Here is a 16,863-nt window from a genome sequence, read left to right as displayed (position 1 = left end):
TTGGGACCCGGATTATGCACTGTCCATTGAGGACTTGATGGGGGTCACCGCCGTTCGGTCGATCTTCAGTGCGTCCGAGACGACGAAGGGCCCCTTCGCCGGAGATCGGCGAAGGGGCCCTTCGGTGGTACTGCGGTCAGGCGGTCTTCTCACGCTTCGGGAGCTTCCAGCCCGGGCGCACGAAGTGGCACGTGTACCCGTTCGGGATGCGCTGGAGGTAGTCCTGGTGCTCCGGCTCGGCCTCCCAGAAGTCACCCACCGGGGCGACCTCGGTGACGACCTTGCCCGGCCACAGCCCCGACGCGTCGACGTCGGCGATCGTGTCCTCGGCGACCCGCTTCTGCTCGTCGTTCTCGAAGAAGATCGCCGAGCGGTAGCTCAGGCCGATGTCGTTGCCCTGGCGGTTCTTCGTCGTCGGGTCGTGCACCTGGAAGAAGAACTCGAGCAGGTCGCGGAACGTCGTCTGCGCGGGGTCGTAGATCACCTCGATCGCCTCGGCGTGTGTGCCGTGGTTGCGGTAGGTGGCGCCTGCGACGTCGCCGCCGCTGTAACCGACCCGGGTCGAGATCACCCCGGGCTGACGGCGGAACAGCTCCTGCATGCCCCAGAAGCAGCCGCCGGCCAGGACGGCCCTTTCGGTTGACGTGGTCACGGCGTCACTCCTTCTCCTCGTGCGGTGCTACCGCCCGTTACAACTGCTCCGGCCCCTCGATGATTCCACGCGGGTATTACGGAAGCCTGACGTGACGTGGGACGATGAGGCCCGGGACGGGATGACTCCCGGGAGGCGCGATGCGCGACGACGACGTCGCCTCGGAACGGCCTGGCGTGCTCGTCGTGGAGATGCTCGGCGAGCCGGGCATCTCGACGGTGCTGCGCTGGGCGTCGGTCCTCGAGACAGCCCTGTGCGAGCTGCCGTGGCCACGGCTGCTGGTGATCGACCTCGGCCGGCTCGACTTCCTGTCCGAACACGGCGTCCGCCGCCTGTGCGAGGCGCTCGAGCGCTGCCGGGACCGCGACCTGCCGGGGTGCCTGGTCGCCCCGCCCGGCACCGGCGTGGAACGGGTGGTCCGCCGCACCCGGCTCGGCGACCGCGTGCCGGTGTTCCCGGACCGCCTGGCGACGATCGTCGCCTACCAGCCGCTCGAGGTGCGCTGGCTGCCGTGCTGAGCGTCAGGCGGGCTCGCGGACGAGGTCCGCCGCGGCCTCGGCGAAGGCCCGCACCCGCGCGGACGCCGTTCCGGACGGCCACACGAGCCCCCATTCGAGGAGCGGAGCGCCGCTGAGCGGCACGTACGCGACGTCGGGCCGCGGGTAGTAGCGGCGGATGTGGGCGCCGACCGGCAGCACACCCTCGCCGGCGCCGGCCAGGGTGAGCAGCTCCTGCAGGCCGGCTCGCGGCCGCGGCTCGGCGCCGGGCGCGTGTTCGTCGAGCCACAGGTCCGGCAGCGCGCAGCGCAGCACGGTGACCCGGGCCAGGTCGGCGACCGGCACCGCGTCCCGGCGGGCGAACGGGTGCGTGGGCGCGACGGCGAGGAACCGCAGCTCTCGCACGAGGACCGGGCCGGCGACGAGGTCCGGGGCGGGCAGCGGGAGCCCGGTGAGCACGACGTCGACCTCGCCTGCGCGCAGCCAGGGCAGGACCTCGGCCGGGCGCACCTCCCGGAACTCGACAGTGCAGCCGGGGTCGCGCCGCCGGAACCGTTCGGCCACCCCGGCGAGCAGCTGCCCGCCCGCCGCGTCGCCGAACGCCACGCGCAGCGTGCCGGTGACCCCGCGGCCGGCCTCCACCGCCTTCGCCACCGCCGCCCCGACCGCCGTGAAGGCCGGCTCCAGGTCGGCGCGGAACCGCCGCCCCGACGGCGTCAGCTCGACGCGGCGGCTGGTCCGGGTGAACAGGGGCACGCCGATCCGGCGTTCGAGCTTGCGGATCGTCTGGCTGACCTGCGCGGTGGAGACGTGCAGGCGCTCGGCCGTGCGGCCGAAGTGCAGTTCCTCGGCCAGCGTCAGGAACGTTTCGAGCTCCCGCCAGTCCGGCATGCCCGCCCCCATCGTCAACTCGTGCTTAACGATCGTGGCACAGAAGCGCGTTGATCGGCTTCCCAGGGCTCAGCAGGCTGGAGCGCACAAGCCACCTCGAAAGGGAGCCCCGATGCCGGACCTGCACGACCGCCTGGAGATCGTCGACGCGCTGTACCGCTTCGCGCTCGGCCAGGACCTCAAGGACCGCGAGCTGTTCGCGTCGTCGTTCGCCGCCGACGCCGAGGTGGACTTCCGGCCCGCGGCCGCGCGGTGGGGCGCGTCGCCGCCGGTGCTGACCGGGCGCGACGGCATCGTGGACACGATCCTGGGGATGTTCACCGGCCGCGTCGACACCACCCACCAGGTGACCAACCCGCGGGTGACGGTCGACGGCGACACGGCCCACCTGACGGCGCTGGTCGAAGCCCAGCACCTGCTGAGCCCGCACCACCGCACGCACGCGCTGCTGAAGAACCGCTACGACGTCGACCTGGTCCGCGACGGCGACCGCTGGGTGATGCGCCGCGTCGTCATCGACAACGCCTGGTTCACCGGCGATCCGGTGGCCATCTTCGGGTGAGCGTCAGCCGAGCCCGTAGGTCTGCGGGTAGTCCACCGTGCACACGAGCGCGTCGCGGCGGGCGCGGCCGCCGGGCGGGGCGATCAGCGGGCTGGCCGTGTGCAGGAACCGGGCGTCCTCGAACACGATGAGCTGCCCCGGTTCCAGCCGCTGCCGGTGGACCGCGGTGTCCGGGGCGTCCGGGCGGAAGAGCGTCGTCTGGGCGCCGGTGCCGTCGCGGTCCACGACGTAGACGAAGACGAATTCCTCGCCGTCGGCATGCGGGCGCGTCACGACGTTGGTGAAGGTGCGGAAGATGTTGACGCCGAACGTGCCCCGCGACCGGCGGCGGTGTTCGGGCAGCAGGCCGAGCGCGGCGCGGATCCAGGCCGCGAACAGCGGGTCGCCGGCGACCGGGGTGCGGGCGTACTCGCGGCGCTCGGGGCGGCCACCGCGGTCTTCGATGGCGATCTCGGGGTGCTCGGCCAGTGCCACTTCCTCGCCGTGCCACCGGTATTCGACGACGTCCCGGGCCCGTTCCCGGTCGGCGGGGATGTCGCCGGGGTAGCAGCGGAGCACCTGCGGGGTGAAGTACGTGCGCAGGAGGTGCTCGCGCAGGCGCGCGCCGGGCAGGCCCAGTTCGTCGTCGGACACCACGAGGTAGCCGTCGGTGTCGAGCCGCTTCCGGTGCAGGCGGAGTTCTTCGGGAACGGGAAAATCGAAGGCCATGCGTGGGTCCCAACGTGGAGGGAAGGGGATCAGCCGAACTGCGCGGCCTGGATCTCGCGGATCAGGGCACGGCTCTGGTCGGGTTCGAGGGACGCGGCGACGAGGGCGTCGTGGTAGCCGCGGTAGTACTCGACCGTCTTGGCGGTCTCGATGTGCCGGAACCCGGCGTGGGTTTCGATGTGGACGATGTCGCGGTCGAGCTCGTTTTCGAACTCGAAGTAGGCGTACATGCAGCTCATCGAGAACAGCGGGGGATGGGCGAACGGGAAGACGCGCAGCTCGATGTTCGGCGCGGTGGAGCGTTCGACCAGGTGGTCGAGCTGGGCGTGCATGATCTCGCGCGAGCCGACGAACTGCCGCAGCGCGGACTCGTGGGTGACCGCGACCAGCCGCAGCGGCTCCATGTCCTCGCGCTCGGCGAGGACGTGCTTGCGGTGCTCGCGCAGGTCGACGAGCCGGTCGACCTCCTCGGCCGACCACCACGGCTCGTGCGTCGAGTACTGGGCGCGGGCGTAGTCCGGGGTCTGCAGGAGCACCGGCAGCAGCGGGATCGTGTAGATCCGGGCCACGGTCGCTTCGGACTCGTACGCGAGGTGGGCGTCGAGCCCCGGGGTCGCCGTGGTCTGCGAGTAGTCGGTCCACCAGCCCTGCCGCCCGGACGCTTTCACCCAGCGCATCAGCTGCTCGGCCAGCTGCGTGTTCTCGATGCCGTAGAAGCGGATCAGGTCCCGGACGTCCCTGGCCTGCGGGCTGCCCTGGGCGTTCTCGAGGCGGGACAGCTTCGACGTCGAGATCAGCAGCGCTTCGGCGACCTCTTCGAGAGTCCGGCCGGATTCGTCACGCAGGCTCCGGAGCGTGTCCGCGATCCGCCGGCGCGGCACGATCGGACCTTGCGTGGTGGCCATGGGACCTTCGTTCTGGCGGTGGGCCGTGGGGGATGGGAACGTGTTTCGTGGGTTTCCCATCGCGCCGCGACCATACTCCTTTCGGCTCCGCTCGTGGTGATGCCACCCCTCAAGTCTTGATTTTCGCTGGTCGGCGGCGTGTTGCGCCGAACGGGTACAGCATCCTGGGATCTCTCCGTGGGAATTGCAAAACAGGCTGTCCCGGAGTGACACTTGCAGGGCAAGGCCGGAGACCGAGAGACTGTGAGGACGCGCGAGGACGACGAGCAGCACCGGACCCGGCCCGGAGGACGGCAGCGAGGGGAAGGAACCGCCATGTTCGTCGTGCTGAGACCGGGTGTGCTCGTCCGGGTGCTGGCCGCCACCGCCTTCGCGGCCGTCCTGCTCTTCCTGCTGCTCGGCGGCCTCGCCTCGGGCCCGGCGGGCACATCGGGCACGTCACCGCCATCGTCTGCCGGGGGCGGTGGCGACCCGCTCGCCCGCACGGCGCCGGCGCCGTACGTCGTCGCCGGGACGGGCAAGAGCGGTCTCAACATCCGGTCGTGCGCGGCTGCCACGTGCCGCCGGGTCGGCTGGGTCGCCGAGGGCGGGACCTTCCAGGCGGAGTGCTGGACGCACGGCACACCGGCCTCCGGGGACGACCGGTGGCTGCGCGGCAGTGCCGCGGGGCGCACCGGCTACGCGGCCGGGCATTTTCTGCGCGGCGATGGGGTGCCGGAGTGCGGGACGAGCGCGGCGCGCCGGACGTGACGTTCGTTGCGGCGTGGCGGGATCGTGGCCGCGCCGGCGGCGTGGCTCGCCGGGGGCTCGCTTGTTGCGGGCGTGCGGGCGGGCCTCGCTCGCCGTGACCAGCGGACGCTCGCTTCCCGCGAACCCGCCTACCCCGGCTCGTGCCGAGGCTTGCGAGCGGCCCTACTCGCCGCGCATCGAGCGGCGGATCTCGGCCAGCCTGTCCTTGGCCGCCTGGTCGCGGTCGGCGATCTTCTTGTCGAGGGCCTCGGCCGTGTTCTCGGTGCCGAGGCCGGCGACGTCGACCGAACCGAGCGACGTCGTGTACCGGTTCTCGATCTTGTCGCGGACGAAGTCGAAGCTGGGCACGCCGCCTTCGCTGTAGTCCGCCTCCGGCAGCGGCGGCGTCGGAATCGCCGGCGCCGCGGTGGGGGTGTCGTCGACGATCTCGCCCTCGACCACGTTCGGGTCGCCGTCGGGTTTGCTCATCTCCCGACCTTAGCGCCGTTGTGGGCACTCCGGCCGCGACCAGTGGGTAATTCGGCCGTGGGCCCGGCTGTCGCCGTGGGGAATTCTCGACGCGCACAGCCGGTGTCCGGAGGGAGCAGACCATGAGTGCCGGGGCCTACCGCGCCGAAACGGCGGAGATGGGAACGGTCGTCAGGACGGTCGAAGACGTCGGGTCGTCCTTCCTGTCGGCCACGCGCGACCTGGAAGGCCTGGTGCTCGACGCGATGTCGTTCGCCGGGATCGGCAGCGGCGTCGCGGCCGCGAACGCCGCGCTGCACTCGACGCTGGGCAGCGCGCTGCAGAAACTCCTGCGCCTGCTGGTGAACGTGAACCAGAACGTCCAGACGGCCGCGGACGGCTACCGCGCCGCCGACTCCGACGTCGCGCAGGCGTATGGCGGCGGGCAGGGCGGCGGGGGTGGCGCCGCGGCCGCCGCGCCGCAGCAGCTCGACCCGCGGGTCGTCGACTCGATCATGCGCTCCGAAGGCGCGACCGGCGAGCAGGGCGGGGTGCCCGAGGCCTACGGTTTCCGGCAGAACATGCACAACGGCTACGACCGGATCATCGCCGCGCGCGAGCAGTACGGCATCGGCAGCGCCGAAGAACGCGCGGTCGTCGCCGACCTGATGACCGCGAACGCGCGCACCGCCGGCGCGCTCAACTTCACCGATCCCGGCACGCAGGCGGCGATCATGTCCGGCGCCCACATGCGCGGCGCCGGCGGCGTCCGCGCGATCCTCAACCACATGGCGGGCGAGGACATCGTGCGCAGTTCGCGCACGCTGAGCGACGCGGCCGTCCAGCACGTCCAGGGGCTGACTCCGGAGCAGTTCCAGCAGGAGTTCCGGGACGCGCGCATCGAGTACGACCGCCAGGTCTACGGCGGCACGACGACCACCCAGGGCGGGCACACGCAGAACTGGTGGGACCGCTACGGCAACGGCCTGACCCGCCGCTACGACCGCGAGCAGGCCGAGTTCTTCGGGCTTTCGCAGCCGCAGAACTGACCCGGTTCGAAGATCGCCCGGCTGGGCACTCTCTTTGGGTAGCCGAACGACAACGGGAGGCACACGATGAACCGGAGGATGATCGCAGTTCTGGGCGGGGTCGCCGCGATGGCGGGGACCGTGGCGTTCGCGGGACCGGCCGAAGCGGCGTCGACGCCGTGCAGTGCCGAAGCGAAGGCCTGCGTCCAGCGCAGTTCGAATACCGCGTGGCTGACCGACGGCGCCGGGAACGTCACCTACGGCGGCGTCCCGATCACCGTGGGGCTGCCGAAGTACCCGACTCCGCTGGGCAAGTTCCACGTGCAGTACAAGGACATCGACCACTACAGCAAGCAGTACAACGGGCCGATGCCGTACTCGGTGTTCTTCACCACCACCGGAGTCGCGTTCCACCAGGGCAGCCTGAAGGTCAAGTCGCACGGGTGCGTGCACCTTTCGAAGGCCGCCGCGGTGAAGTTCTATAACTCGCTCCACCCCGGTGACGTCGTCGAGGTCGTGCGCTGATCTGTCTCTTGTGGACGGTCGAGGAGCGCGCCGGTGACGGCGCCGAACACCAGGTGGTCCAGGATCTGCGGCCCGCGCGGCAACGCCCGCACGGCGGGGTACGCGCGGGCCGCGATCCCGAGGTCCAGCGCCGCGATGACCAGCCCGGCGACCGCGCCGCCGCCGGCGCCGAGCCGGTGACGCCGCGAGACCGCGGCGAGCACGCCGGTCCACACGGCGGAAACGACGACGTGCGCGAGCAGCCCGGCGGCGACGCCGGGCCGGTCGCGTCGTCCCGGCAGCAGCGTGCCCGCCGCGCGGGTGGCCGCCAGGACGTCACCGCCGGTGAGCAGAGCGTGTGCAGTCGACGGTATCCCGCTGACCACGGCGGCGACGACGCCCGCCCGCGCCGGTTTCACCCGTTTCGGGGGAACAGGTACGCCGCCACCCGGATCCGCAGGCCGCGGACGTGGGGGAGCGCGACGGTGAACGCCGGCGTCGGCCGGTAGCCGGGCCACGGGCCGCCGTGGGTGCACGGGCCGGCGAAATAGACGAAGCCGTCTTCGTCGTCGTAGCGGCCGGGTGACCAGATCGCCGCATCACCCGCTCGGGGGTCGCGGGCGAGCCAGTAGGCCTTGTGTTTCATGACGCGACGCAGCTGCTCGGCGAAGTCCGTCAGCTCGGCCTCGGGCAGGCCGAGACCGCGTCCGCTCCAGACTCGCGGAGTGCGTTCCGACGTGCGGGCGGGGCAGCCGAAGGTGACCGCACCGACGGTGTACTGCCGGGTCCAGCGGGCGGTTTCTGGTGCCTGCGCGGCGAAATCGGGTCCGCCGGTGAGTTCCAGCGTCATGGGGGAACGATAGTCGATCAAGCGGCGAGGGGTACCGCCGCGCGGGTGCCGATCATAGCCGACATAGTGTATACAGTATCCAGTAGGCTGGCAGAGGAGGCCGCTTTGTATACAGTCACCAACCCGGCGACGGGTGAGCTGGTCGACGAAATCCCGAACGCGGCCGACGAGGAGGTCCGGGCGGCGATCGAGCGGGTGCACCGCGGGTACGCGGCATGGCGCTCCCGGCCGGTCGCCGAACGCGCGGCGATCGTGCTGCGCGCGGCGGAGCTGTTCGCCGAGCGCGCCGGCGAGCTCGCGGCGATCATGACCCTGGAGATGGGGAAGCGGATCAACGAAGGCCGCGGCGAGGTCGGCGTCGTGGCCGACATCTTTCGCTACTACGGCGAGCGCGGCCCGGACCTGCTGGCCGACGAGCCCCTGGCGATCCGCGGCGGCGAGGCGGTGCTGACGAAGGAGCCGATCGGGGCGCTGCTGGGGGTGATGCCGTGGAACTTCCCGTGCTACCAGGTGGCCCGGTTCGTGGCGCCGAACCTGGTGCTGGGCAACACGATCCTCCTCAAGCACGCCTCGATCTGCCCCCGTTCGGCGGCGGCGATCGAGGGGGTGCTGCACGACGCCGGCGTGCCGTCGGACGCCTACGTGAACGTGTTCGCCTCGAGCAGGCAGGTGCCGTGGATGCTGGCGGACCCGCGGCTGGTCGGGGTGTCGCTGACGGGCAGCGAGCAGGCGGGTGTGGCGGTGGCGGCCGAAGCCGGCCGCAACCTGAAGAAGTGCGTCCTGGAGCTGGGCGGTTCCGACCCGCTGATCGTCCTGGACACCGACGACCTGGACGAGACGGTCAAGGTGACGGCCACGGCCCGGATGCGCAACTGCGGCCAGTCGTGCAACGCGCCGAAGCGCATCATCGTGCTGGCCGAGCTGTACGAGGAGTTCGTCGACCGGTTCGCCAAGCGCGTGACGGAGTACTACGTCCCAGGCGACCCGGCGAACCCGGCGACAACACTGCCCCCACTGGCCTCGAAAGCGGCGGCGGACGAGGTGGCGACCCAGATAGAGACGGCGATCCGGGCGGGCGCAACGCTGCGCGCGGGCGGACACCGGGTCCCGGGCCCGGGGGCGTACGTGGAGGCCACGGTCCTGACGGACGTGACACCGGACATGGCGGCGTACCACGAGGAGATCTTCGGCCCGGTGGCGTTGGTGTTCCGGGCATCATCGGAAGCAGAGGCGGTGAAGCTGGCGAACGACACGCCGTTCGGCTTGGGCGCAAGCGTGTTCGCCACCGACCGAACCAGAGCGGCCCGCGTAGCCCGGGGGATCGAGGCGGGGATGGTGTACGTGAACAAGGCGGGCGGTTCGGAGGCGGACCTGCCGTTCGGCGGGATCAAGCGGTCGGGGATCGGGCGGGAGCTGGGGGCGCTGGGGATCGAGGAGTTCATGAACAAGAAGCCCATCCGCCTCTGAGCCCGTCCGGGCGGCTCGGTGACCGGCCGGTTTGTCAGAACTCTGATAATCCGGCTGGATGACCTTCCTGCCTCGGGGTGGTGTCGTTCAACGGCGCCGCTCTGACCTGGAGTTTACCGTCCGTTAGCCTGTTCGGTCGATTGCGGTGGAGTCGATCACGGTGTCGAATAATCGCCTACAAGGATTAATCGCCGTGAGGAGCTGGCTGTGCACTGGGGGACCGCGCTCGAAGACGGAGGGGCGGCTGGGCTCGTGCGGCCGTACTTCCGTACCCACGGCCGGACGCGTCCGACGCGTGACCTTCCCGTCGAGACGCTCGTCTCCACCACTCCGCGCGGCCGGGCCATGACACGCAACAGCACGGCGGAAGAGTCGGAAATCTGCGTGCTGTGCTGCACGTCGCAGTCGGTGGCCGAGGTCGCCGCGCGGCGGCGGCTGCCGCTCGGGGTGGCGCGCGTCCTGCTCTCCGACCTGGCCGACCGGGGGCTCGTCGCCGTGCACACCACCAAGAAGAGCAACGGCAACCGGCCGAGCATGGACCTGATGAAGCGCATCCTGCACGGCCTCAGCCGGCTCTGATCACCTGGCCGTAGCGTGTCCCCGAACGGGGAGGGCGGCGATGCGGGTACGGGGTGACCGGGGCAACGCGGGATCGGGTACAGGCGGGATCCCGCGAAGGCGGAGGCTGCGACCGCGTCGATCCGCTCGCGGGTTCCCGGGGCGAAGGTGGGGCACACCCAGCTGGACCTGGCCGACCCGCGCTCGCTCGAACGGACGTGGGCGTGCTGGACGCCGTCCTGTGCAACGCCGGTGTCGCGCTCGACGCCCCGCCGCGGCTCATGCCGGTGCTGGCGCCGACCGCGCGGATCGTCACCACCGGCAGCTTCGCGGCGAAGTCGGCTCACCTCGACTTCGCCGACCTCCAGAGCTCGCGCAAATACGCCCCGAAGCGTGCCTACGAGCGGTCCAAGCTGGCCCAGACGCTCTTCGCGCTCGAACTCGACCGGCGGCTGCGTGTGGCGGGTCCGCGCGTGTTCGGCCTGCGCGGCCGGCCGCGGCTCGAGGCCCGGTGGGCGAACCTGACCGACGACGCGGCCGCCGCGCGGCTGTGGCCGGACAGCGTGGCGCTGGCCGGGCTGGACCCGCTCGGCTAGTTCTCGTCCTCCCCGCCGGTGACGTTGCCGACGCTGGCCGGCACGCCCTTGATCATGTCGACGACCGTCTTGCCCGCCAGTCCCGACTTGCCGAACCACGGGTCCGTCATGACCTTGATCGCCGACTCGAACTTTTCGGCGCCCTCCTTGCCGAAGAGCTTGCCGAGCTCGTGCACGGAGAAGTTGCTGATCTTGTCGAACTTCTGCATGATCTCGGGCGTCACACCGTCGACCTGGGACAGCTTGGTCTTGATGACGTCGGTCATCTGATCGGTGAACGGCTTGTGCGGCTTGGGATCCGGAGTGGACTGGGTGGTGTCCGGCTTCGGGTCGGGCGTGGTGTCGGGCTTGGGTTCCGGGGTGGTGTCCGGCTTGGGCTCCGGGGTCGCCGACGAGGGCGCGGCGTCCGGCTTGGGCTCGGGGGTGGTGTCCGGTTTGGGCTCGGGCTTGGGGTCCGGGGTGCTCGACGAGGACGAGGGTGCCGGTTCCGGTTTCGGCTCGGGCTTGGGCTCGGGAGTGGTGTCCGGCTTGGGCTCGGGTTTCGGTTCCGGGGTGGCCGAGGAAGGTGTGGTGTCCGGCTTGGGGTCCGGGGTGGAGGACGAGGGCGTCGGTTCCGGTTTCGGCTCGGGCTTGGGGTCCGGGGTCGTGTCCGGCTTGGGCTCCGGGGTGGCCGACGAAGGCGTGGTGTCCGGCTTCGGCGCCGGTGCCGGCTCGGGTTTGGGTGCCGGCTTCGGGGTGGGCGTCGGTGTCAGGCTGCTCGTCGAGGGCTTGGCTGCCACCAGGTCGTCGCCCGCTTTGCCCATCTTCGTCAGGGCCTGGAGCAGGTCGCCGAGCTTCTTCGCCAGCTGGGCCAGCTTGGCGCCGATCTTGCCCAGTGCCGTGGCCACCGTGCCGATCGTCGTGCCGATGAAGATCGCGATCGAGGCGCCGAACGTCACCGGGGCCAGGGCCGCCGCGATCAGGGCGCCCTTCACGATCGTGGCCAGGAGCATCGCGATCAGGTCGCGGAGGATGCCGCGGAACGCGCCCACGATGCCGCCGGCGATCTTCATGTTCTTGCCGGCCTGGTCGAGGTAGCCGCCGAGGGAGGCCAGCTGCTCGGTGACCGCGTCCATGTCCTTCTTGAACTGGTCCGCGGCGCTCCCGCTCCACTCCTTCAGCAGCGTGTCGAGCGCACCCTGGTGGTCGGCCGACCACTGCTCCAGTTTCTTCTTCTCCGCCGTGAGCGCCTCGCTGGCCGCCGCGATGCCGATCGGGTCGCCCATCAGGATGTCCAGCGGCCACCGCAGGATCGTGATGTGCTCGATGAGCCAGCCGATCCCGGCCGTGAGCAGGCTGCCGATCGGGTCCAGCACGAGCCCGATCGTCTCCAGCGCCATGCCCGCGGAGCCGATGCCGATGGCGACCTTGTCGTTCTCCTTGACGGCCTTGTCCAGGCCGATCGCGGCCTCGAAGAAGCCCGCGCCGGCGGACGCGTTGTCGCTGTTGAACAGTTCCGAACCGTGGAGGCTGACGTCCTTGCTCTTGTAGTCGTCGCCCACTATTCGAACCTCACGATCGAGTTCACGGCGTCTTCCTCGCCCGACTGGTAACGCTTCGCGGCCTCCGCGACCTTGTCGGCGAGGTCGCCGACGGTCTTGGCGTACTCCCCGAACTGGTGGTGCGCCTTGTCCGTCCAGGTGCTCGCGCCGGCGGCCATCAGCTGGCACGCCGGGTTGATGCCGAACATGCCGGGGTCGCAGACCATGCCGCCGACGAGGTCCGCGGTGCTCTGCAGGTTCTTCTGCAGCTCGTCGAGGTGCTTGCCGAAGTTCGCCAGCGGCTCCGAAGAGACGCGGAAGCCGCCGCTCACCAGGGGTTCGATTCGTCGTCGGGCCGGTCGTCGGCCACCGGACGGCGGCGCGGCGCGGACGGCGGCGCCGGGGGAGCGGGCGGCGCGGGCCGGGTGGACGGAGGCGGCGGCGTGGGCTCGGCGCTCTCCGGGGCCGCGAAGTCCCCGTCCGGCGGCGGGTCCGGCGGCAGGAAGGACCGGACCATTTCGGTCGACTCGCCGTCGCCGTTGATGGTCGCGAAGGAATCCGCGACGGCGCGGGCGGTCTGCCGCTGCGCGTCGCGCACCGCGCCCATGATCGCCGCGGTCAGCCGCGCCGGGCCCAGCTCGCACGCCCGGTGCCCGAGCTCGAGGTTCGTGAGCGCGCCGTTCGGGGCGAGCGTCACCGTGACCGAGCCGTCGCGGGTGCGGACCGTCGCCCCGGCCGCCGAGATGGCCTCGTTCAGCGCCGCGGCCTTCGACTGCATCTCCCGGACCTGCCGTTCGAGCAGGAGCTGGAAGTCTTCGCCTGGCCCCAGGTTCGGTTGCACGAAATCGACTCCTCGACGTGGTGGTCCGCTCCCCTGAGCGGCAGGTTAGCGCACGCGAGGCGGCGGTTCGGCGAGAGCCGGGAATGTGCCTGGTTGTCTCCCCGAAGCTGCCCTCGGACACCCACGGCGGATGTCTACTGTGGATCCGCCACGGCCTTCGCCGCGCGCTCGACCGCCGCGCGTCGCACCGCCCAGAACTCCGCGTCGCGGTGACCATCGGTGGCCACGGCGCCGTCGAGCTGCTCGCGCAGGATGTCGGCGTGCCCCGCGTGGCGGTTCGTCTCGGTCAGGACGTGGACCAGGATGTTGAACAGCTTCACGTCCGGACGCGGCCACCAGGGCACGTGGCCCGGTGCGTCCACCGCCAGCTCGGTGATCGTCGCGTCGGCGTGCTCCCACGCCCGCCGGTAGGCCGCGACGATGTCCTCGCGGGTCTCGTGCTCGGTCGCCCACATGTCCGTGCCGCGCACCGAGAGGTCGTCCCAGCGGAGCAGCGGCTCGGGGTACGGGCGGCCGAAGATCTCGCCGAAGTACCGGGCCTCGGTCAGCGTCAGGTGCTTGACCAGGCCGAGCAGGTTGGTGCCGGTGGCCGTCAGCGGACGGCGGATGTCGTACTCGCCGAGGCCGTCCAGCTTCCCGACCATTTCCTCGCGGACCTCGCGCAGGTCGCCGTGCAGATACTGCTTCGCGAACTCGTCGATCATGGCCTCCAGGGTGTCAGCCCAGGGGCACCCCGCGCACCCGAACCGGTCCGAGCGTCGGGTCCAGCTCCAGCTTCTGGTCCACTCCGGACGGAGTCAGCACGTCGAACGCCTTCGGGGCGGTGGCCGGGTCCGCCGTGCAGATCGGGGCCGTCCCGCCCGCCGCGCAGAGGCCGAACGTGTACTGGCCCGCCGTCGGCGTGAACGGGCGGGCCTGGTCCGGCGAGTTGCCGTCCTGGCCCGTCAGCACCACGGCGAACGTCCAGCCCGGCCCCGGCGTCCCGAACGCGGCCTTGGGCACGCTGACCGTGATGTACCGCGTTGCCTGCGACGCCTGCACGGACGGCGTTGCCAGCGAAGCTCCCGAAGCGTCGACCAGCGCCGGCTCGGCGAAGCCCTGGACCTCGATGCGCCGGCTCCACGCGTCCTGCGGCGCGATCGTGTACGCGCGGCTCGGGAACGGCGCCGCCGTCGAGGTCGCCGTCGCGGCCGGGTCGTGGCCGTAGACCGTCAGCAGCTGGGCACCCAGCGGGGAGCCGAAGGTCGGCGACAGGTCGCGGACCTGCGCCCGGAAGACCAGGGTGGTGCCGGAGTCGATGAGCTGGAAGCGCTGCAGGTCGAACGCGCCCGCGTGGAAGTCGCCCGCCGTCGGGTACGTGTACGTGCCCGGGCCGTTGTCGTCGCCGTCCGGGTCGGTCGTGTCCAGCAGGACCGTGCCCGTGACGAAGTCCGAGCTGATCGTCTTCTGCGCGTACCCGGTTCCCGTGCCGGTCGCGGCCGCGGTGACGACGTTCGCGCCCAACGGCGTCGGGACGGTGGCGCCGAACGTCCCCGCCGCCGACGCCCGCGTCGACAGCACCGTGGTCGTGCCCGCGTCGGTGGCCGAGACCGCGATGTCGACCCGGCTGCCGGCGGGCGCGGTGCCGGTGACCTCGGCGGTCGTCGTGGACACCGACGCGGGCGCGTCGAGCGTGACCGCCAGGGCAGGCGGGGCGGCGGCGTACCGCGCACGGACCTCGGCGGGCTGCTCGGGCAGCCGTCCGTCGTCCAGGGCACGGGCCAGCCGGACCGACTGCGCCTGCGCCCAGCTCAGCGGCGCCACCGAGCCCACCGACTGACCCGGGGTGAAGCCGATCGACGCCGTCTTCGGGTCCGACCCGTACGGCGACGCCGGCAGCGCCGGGTTCTCCCAGATCTGCTCCGGGATCAGGCCGGTGCCGTTCGTCTGGGCCCGCATCGCGCGCAGCAGCGCCGCCGCGCCGGCCCGGTCGCCCGTCTGCACCGCCTGCTCGCCGCGTTCGCCGGCGAGCACCGGCCACAGGTGCCCGGACCCGCTGTTCGTCGACGGCCACGGCGCGCCCGTGGGACCGCAGTTAGTCGGGTCCGGTTCGTAGCAGTCGCCGTAGCCGTCCTCGCTGCCCGGTGCCGAGGTGCCGTAGCGGTACCAGCCCGGCCCGGCAGGGGTGTCCCGCTTGATCACGCGATCGACCACGGCGAGCGACGCGGCGACGTCCGGGTCGTTCGCGGGCAGCACGCCCAGGCGGGTCAGCTCGAGGAACCCGGCGTCGACGACCGCGCGCTGGTCGGCGTCGACCGAGCCGTTGCCCAGGTTGTAGAACCACTCGGAGTTCGGGTCGCCGTTCTTGGTCAGCCGAAGGAAGTACCGGCCGCCGTACGGCCCGTTCTGCGTCACCGTCCAGCCCTTGATGCTGCGCTGGAAGTGGTCGGCGGTGGCGCGGTAGATGTTCGCGCGCGCCCGGTCGCCGTTGCGGTCCGCGGTCACGCCCGCGGCGACGAGCCCGGCGATCTCCGCGGCGATCGTCGAGGGGGAGTAGCCGCCCTGTTCCTCCCAGCGCTCCGAGCCGAACGCGGGCCCGTGCGCGACGACGAAGTCCGCGGCCGCCCGGATGTGGCCGGTGTAGAGCGCGCGGTCGCGGTCCAGGCCGGCCTGCAGCGCCATCAGGATCGGGTACGCGCTCTCGTCGAGCTGGTCACCGCCGGAGTCGGGGGCCTTCTTGCCGTTGAGCAGCGAGTTCCGTGGGAAGCGGCCGTCCGGCTGCTGCTGACGGGTGAACAGCCAGCGGACGCTCGCCCGTGCTGTCTCGCGGTCGCCGGCGGCCAGCAGGCCGGAGAAGCTTTCGTAGAGGTCGCGGGCGAAGATCTCGCGGTAGGAGCCGAAGTAGACCGGCTTGCCGCCGGGTGCGTCACCCGCCGAGACCGCCTGGCCCCACGGGCTGCCGAGTGAGGCGACGACCGCGCCCGGGAACGTCTTGTCCTCACTGGCCTTGAGCACGTTGACCGACTGGTAGTACGCGTCCGAGTCCTTGCCCCGCACCGGGATCAGCCCGTTGTCGTAGTCACGCCACTCGCGCGCGTACTGGCGGTGGCTCACCTCGAACGGCGTGCGCAGGCTCGCGCCGGCCGTGGCGACGGCGGCCCGCGCGTCCGCGCCGAACCCGAGCGCCAGTACCGCGGGCCGGCGCGGCTGGAGGTCCAGCTGCGCGGTCTGGACGACGTTGCCGTTCACCGCCGTCGGCGTCGTGTCGGTGAGCCGGTGGTCGCGGTCCAGCTGGGCCAGCCCGTCGCCCGGCGTGCCCACGAAGCCGCTGCCGGTGGCCAGGAACCGGCGGTCGGCGCGCAGCGCGGCGGCCAGCGGGGTGCCGTAGTCGCGGGCCGGCGCGCTCGACACCGTGTTGCTGTCGCTGCTGACCAGCGCCGACGTCGCCGCGTCGACGGTGGCCGTGTCGCCGCCGCCGTTGGCCGGGCCGCCCCCGCCGTTGCCGTTGACGCTCGCGTCGAACCGCACGTACACCTTCAAGTCACGGCCGGAGTCCTTCAGCGGTTCCAGCCGGGTGCGGATGAGCACGCCGGTCCGGGCCGGGTCGGCCAGGTACTCGGTGACCAGCCGGTACTTGCCGCTGCGCGCGGTCGACGTCACCTCGCAGGCCATCCCGCCCGCGCTCGTGCGGACCGTGTAGGTCATGTCCCGCGCCTGCAGGTCGGTGAAGCTGCGGCCGTCCGTGACGGCGAACTGCAGCGTCTCGACGTTCGTGTTGTCGATCACCGGCGCGTAGACGTCGGACAGCACGCCGTCCGCCACGGTGAACCACGCCTTGCTGGTGGTGTTCCGGGCGGTGCCCAGGCAGTCCTTGCGGGCCAGGCCGAAGTGCGAGACGGCGCCCGGCCCCGGTGCCGGCGCCGCGGCAGCCGAAGGAGCGGGCAGGAGGGTCGCGGCGAGCACCGCGCACAGCACCACGGACGACGTCGACCGAATCATCCGCCCATCCGATCACGGCCGCCCGGGGGTGCACCAGGTCCGAACGGCGCCAGGGATGTCATTACCGGTGATTGAGAATCCGAACCCGTGGGTAGCAAACCTGATGTCC

The 16,863-nt window shown here is 71.6% G+C and carries 20 protein-coding genes; 8 read left to right on the top strand and 12 right to left on the bottom strand.

The genetic code is table 11. The annotated features are described in order from the left end of the window. Positions 1-136: 136 nt before the first annotated feature. A complete protein-coding gene (gene msrA, locus BLW76_RS33050; protein ID WP_091314843.1) occupies positions 137-652 on the bottom strand; it encodes a peptide-methionine (S)-S-oxide reductase MsrA in 516 nt (171 codons plus the stop codon). 140 nt (positions 653-792) lie between these two features. On the opposite strand from msrA, the gene BLW76_RS33045 reads away from it, so the two are divergent. Next, positions 793-1,170, top strand: a complete 378-nt coding sequence (locus tag BLW76_RS33045; protein ID WP_091314841.1) for an STAS domain-containing protein — start codon at positions 793-795, stop codon at positions 1,168-1,170. Positions 1,171-1,173: 3 nt separating this feature from the next. Here BLW76_RS33045 and BLW76_RS33040 read toward each other — a convergent pair whose 3' ends face one another. Continuing rightward, positions 1,174-2,040 (bottom strand): LysR family transcriptional regulator, encoded by an 867-nt coding sequence (locus tag BLW76_RS33040; protein ID WP_091314838.1) that lies wholly within the window; start codon positions 2,038-2,040, stop codon positions 1,174-1,176. A 112-nt stretch (positions 2,041-2,152) separates the two neighbouring features. Here BLW76_RS33040 and BLW76_RS33035 point away from each other — a divergent pair, with 112 nt between their 5' ends. Next, the gene (locus BLW76_RS33035; protein ID WP_091314837.1) at positions 2,153-2,602 is read left to right on the top strand and encodes a nuclear transport factor 2 family protein; all 450 of its coding nucleotides are present in this window, start codon (positions 2,153-2,155) and stop codon (positions 2,600-2,602) included. A 3-nt stretch (positions 2,603-2,605) separates the two neighbouring features. On the opposite strand, the gene BLW76_RS33030 is transcribed toward BLW76_RS33035, so the two are convergent. Together BLW76_RS33030 and BLW76_RS33025 are read right to left on the bottom strand one after the other, a co-directional pair. Then, positions 2,606-3,310: a 2OG-Fe dioxygenase family protein gene (locus BLW76_RS33030; protein WP_091314834.1), complete on the bottom strand. Its 705-nt coding sequence runs from the start codon at positions 3,308-3,310 to the stop codon at positions 2,606-2,608. A gap of 29 nt (positions 3,311-3,339) precedes the next feature. Continuing rightward, complete coding sequence (locus tag BLW76_RS33025; protein ID WP_091314832.1) at positions 3,340-4,215, bottom strand: helix-turn-helix domain-containing protein; 876 nt, start codon at positions 4,213-4,215, stop codon at positions 3,340-3,342. Between the two features lie 315 nt (positions 4,216-4,530). On the opposite strand from BLW76_RS33025, the gene BLW76_RS33020 reads away from it, so the two are divergent. Beyond that, a complete protein-coding gene (locus BLW76_RS33020) occupies positions 4,531-4,965 on the top strand; it encodes a hypothetical protein (RefSeq protein WP_091314830.1) in 435 nt (144 codons plus the stop codon). A 162-nt stretch (positions 4,966-5,127) separates the two neighbouring features. On the opposite strand, the gene BLW76_RS33015 is transcribed toward BLW76_RS33020, so the two are convergent. Beyond that, positions 5,128-5,433 (bottom strand): hypothetical protein, encoded by a 306-nt coding sequence (locus tag BLW76_RS33015; RefSeq protein WP_091314827.1) that lies wholly within the window; start codon positions 5,431-5,433, stop codon positions 5,128-5,130. Positions 5,434-5,555: 122 nt separating this feature from the next. Between BLW76_RS33015 and BLW76_RS33010 the strand changes: the two genes are divergently transcribed. Both BLW76_RS33010 and BLW76_RS33005 read left to right on the top strand, forming a co-directional pair. Further along, positions 5,556-6,461, top strand: coding sequence for a hypothetical protein (locus BLW76_RS33010; protein ID WP_091314825.1), 906 nt, complete (start codon positions 5,556-5,558; stop codon positions 6,459-6,461). Positions 6,462-6,527: 66 nt separating this feature from the next. Beyond that, positions 6,528-6,965, top strand: coding sequence for a L,D-transpeptidase (locus BLW76_RS33005; RefSeq protein WP_091314822.1), 438 nt, complete (start codon positions 6,528-6,530; stop codon positions 6,963-6,965). Here BLW76_RS33005 and BLW76_RS33000 read toward each other — a convergent pair. Both BLW76_RS33000 and BLW76_RS32995 read right to left on the bottom strand, forming a co-directional pair. Continuing rightward, the gene (locus BLW76_RS33000; RefSeq protein ID WP_244170434.1) at positions 6,920-7,363 is read right to left on the bottom strand and encodes a hypothetical protein; all 444 of its coding nucleotides are present in this window, start codon (positions 7,361-7,363) and stop codon (positions 6,920-6,922) included. The genes BLW76_RS33005 and BLW76_RS33000 overlap by 46 nt on opposite strands. Further along, positions 7,360-7,794: a hypothetical protein gene (locus tag BLW76_RS32995; RefSeq protein ID WP_091314820.1), complete on the bottom strand. Its 435-nt coding sequence runs from the start codon at positions 7,792-7,794 to the stop codon at positions 7,360-7,362. The genes BLW76_RS33000 and BLW76_RS32995 overlap by 4 nt, the downstream gene beginning before the upstream one ends. A gap of 105 nt (positions 7,795-7,899) precedes the next feature. Here BLW76_RS32995 and BLW76_RS32990 point away from each other — a divergent pair, with 105 nt between their 5' ends. The 3 genes from BLW76_RS32990 to BLW76_RS32980 all read left to right on the top strand — a co-directional run bounded on the left by BLW76_RS32990 (position 7,900) and on the right by BLW76_RS32980 (position 10,415). Next, positions 7,900-9,261 carry an NAD-dependent succinate-semialdehyde dehydrogenase gene (locus BLW76_RS32990; protein ID WP_091314817.1) on the top strand — a complete coding sequence of 454 codons (1,362 nt, stop codon included), beginning with the start codon at positions 7,900-7,902 and terminating at the stop codon, positions 9,259-9,261. A gap of 207 nt (positions 9,262-9,468) precedes the next feature. Then, positions 9,469-9,840: a DUF742 domain-containing protein gene (locus BLW76_RS32985; RefSeq protein ID WP_091314815.1), complete on the top strand. Its 372-nt coding sequence runs from the start codon at positions 9,469-9,471 to the stop codon at positions 9,838-9,840. Between the two features lie 203 nt (positions 9,841-10,043). After that, entirely contained in the window at positions 10,044-10,415 is a 372-nt protein-coding gene (locus BLW76_RS32980) for a Rossmann-fold NAD(P)-binding domain-containing protein (RefSeq protein WP_341866521.1), read from the top strand. Here BLW76_RS32980 and BLW76_RS48910 read toward each other — a convergent pair. The 5 genes from BLW76_RS48910 to BLW76_RS32955 form a co-directional block, all read right to left on the bottom strand. Beyond that, a complete protein-coding gene (locus tag BLW76_RS48910) occupies positions 10,412-11,956 on the bottom strand; it encodes a hypothetical protein (RefSeq protein WP_167384811.1) in 1,545 nt (514 codons plus the stop codon). The genes BLW76_RS32980 and BLW76_RS48910 overlap by 4 nt on opposite strands. After that, positions 11,956-12,267: a hypothetical protein gene (locus tag BLW76_RS32970; RefSeq protein WP_091314813.1), complete on the bottom strand. Its 312-nt coding sequence runs from the start codon at positions 12,265-12,267 to the stop codon at positions 11,956-11,958. The genes BLW76_RS48910 and BLW76_RS32970 overlap by 1 nt, the downstream gene beginning before the upstream one ends. Further along, positions 12,264-12,776, bottom strand: a complete 513-nt coding sequence (locus BLW76_RS32965) for a YbaB/EbfC family nucleoid-associated protein (RefSeq protein ID WP_091314811.1) — start codon at positions 12,774-12,776, stop codon at positions 12,264-12,266. Before BLW76_RS32965 ends, BLW76_RS32970 begins: the two co-directional genes overlap by 4 nt. 134 nt (positions 12,777-12,910) lie before the next feature. Beyond that, positions 12,911-13,480: a DinB family protein gene (locus BLW76_RS32960; RefSeq protein WP_091314809.1), complete on the bottom strand. Its 570-nt coding sequence runs from the start codon at positions 13,478-13,480 to the stop codon at positions 12,911-12,913. A 13-nt stretch (positions 13,481-13,493) separates the two neighbouring features. Further along, positions 13,494-16,754 carry a glucodextranase DOMON-like domain-containing protein gene (locus BLW76_RS32955; protein WP_091314807.1) on the bottom strand — a complete coding sequence of 1,087 codons (3,261 nt, stop codon included), beginning with the start codon at positions 16,752-16,754 and terminating at the stop codon, positions 13,494-13,496. Between the last annotated feature and the right edge of the window lie 109 nt (positions 16,755-16,863).

This window comes from Amycolatopsis tolypomycina, assembly GCF_900105945.1.
Lineage (GTDB): Bacteria > Actinomycetota > Actinomycetes > Mycobacteriales > Pseudonocardiaceae > Amycolatopsis > Amycolatopsis tolypomycina.
The sequence above is the reverse complement of the archived record's forward strand: the minus strand, read 5'-3'. Positions and strand labels throughout refer to the sequence as shown.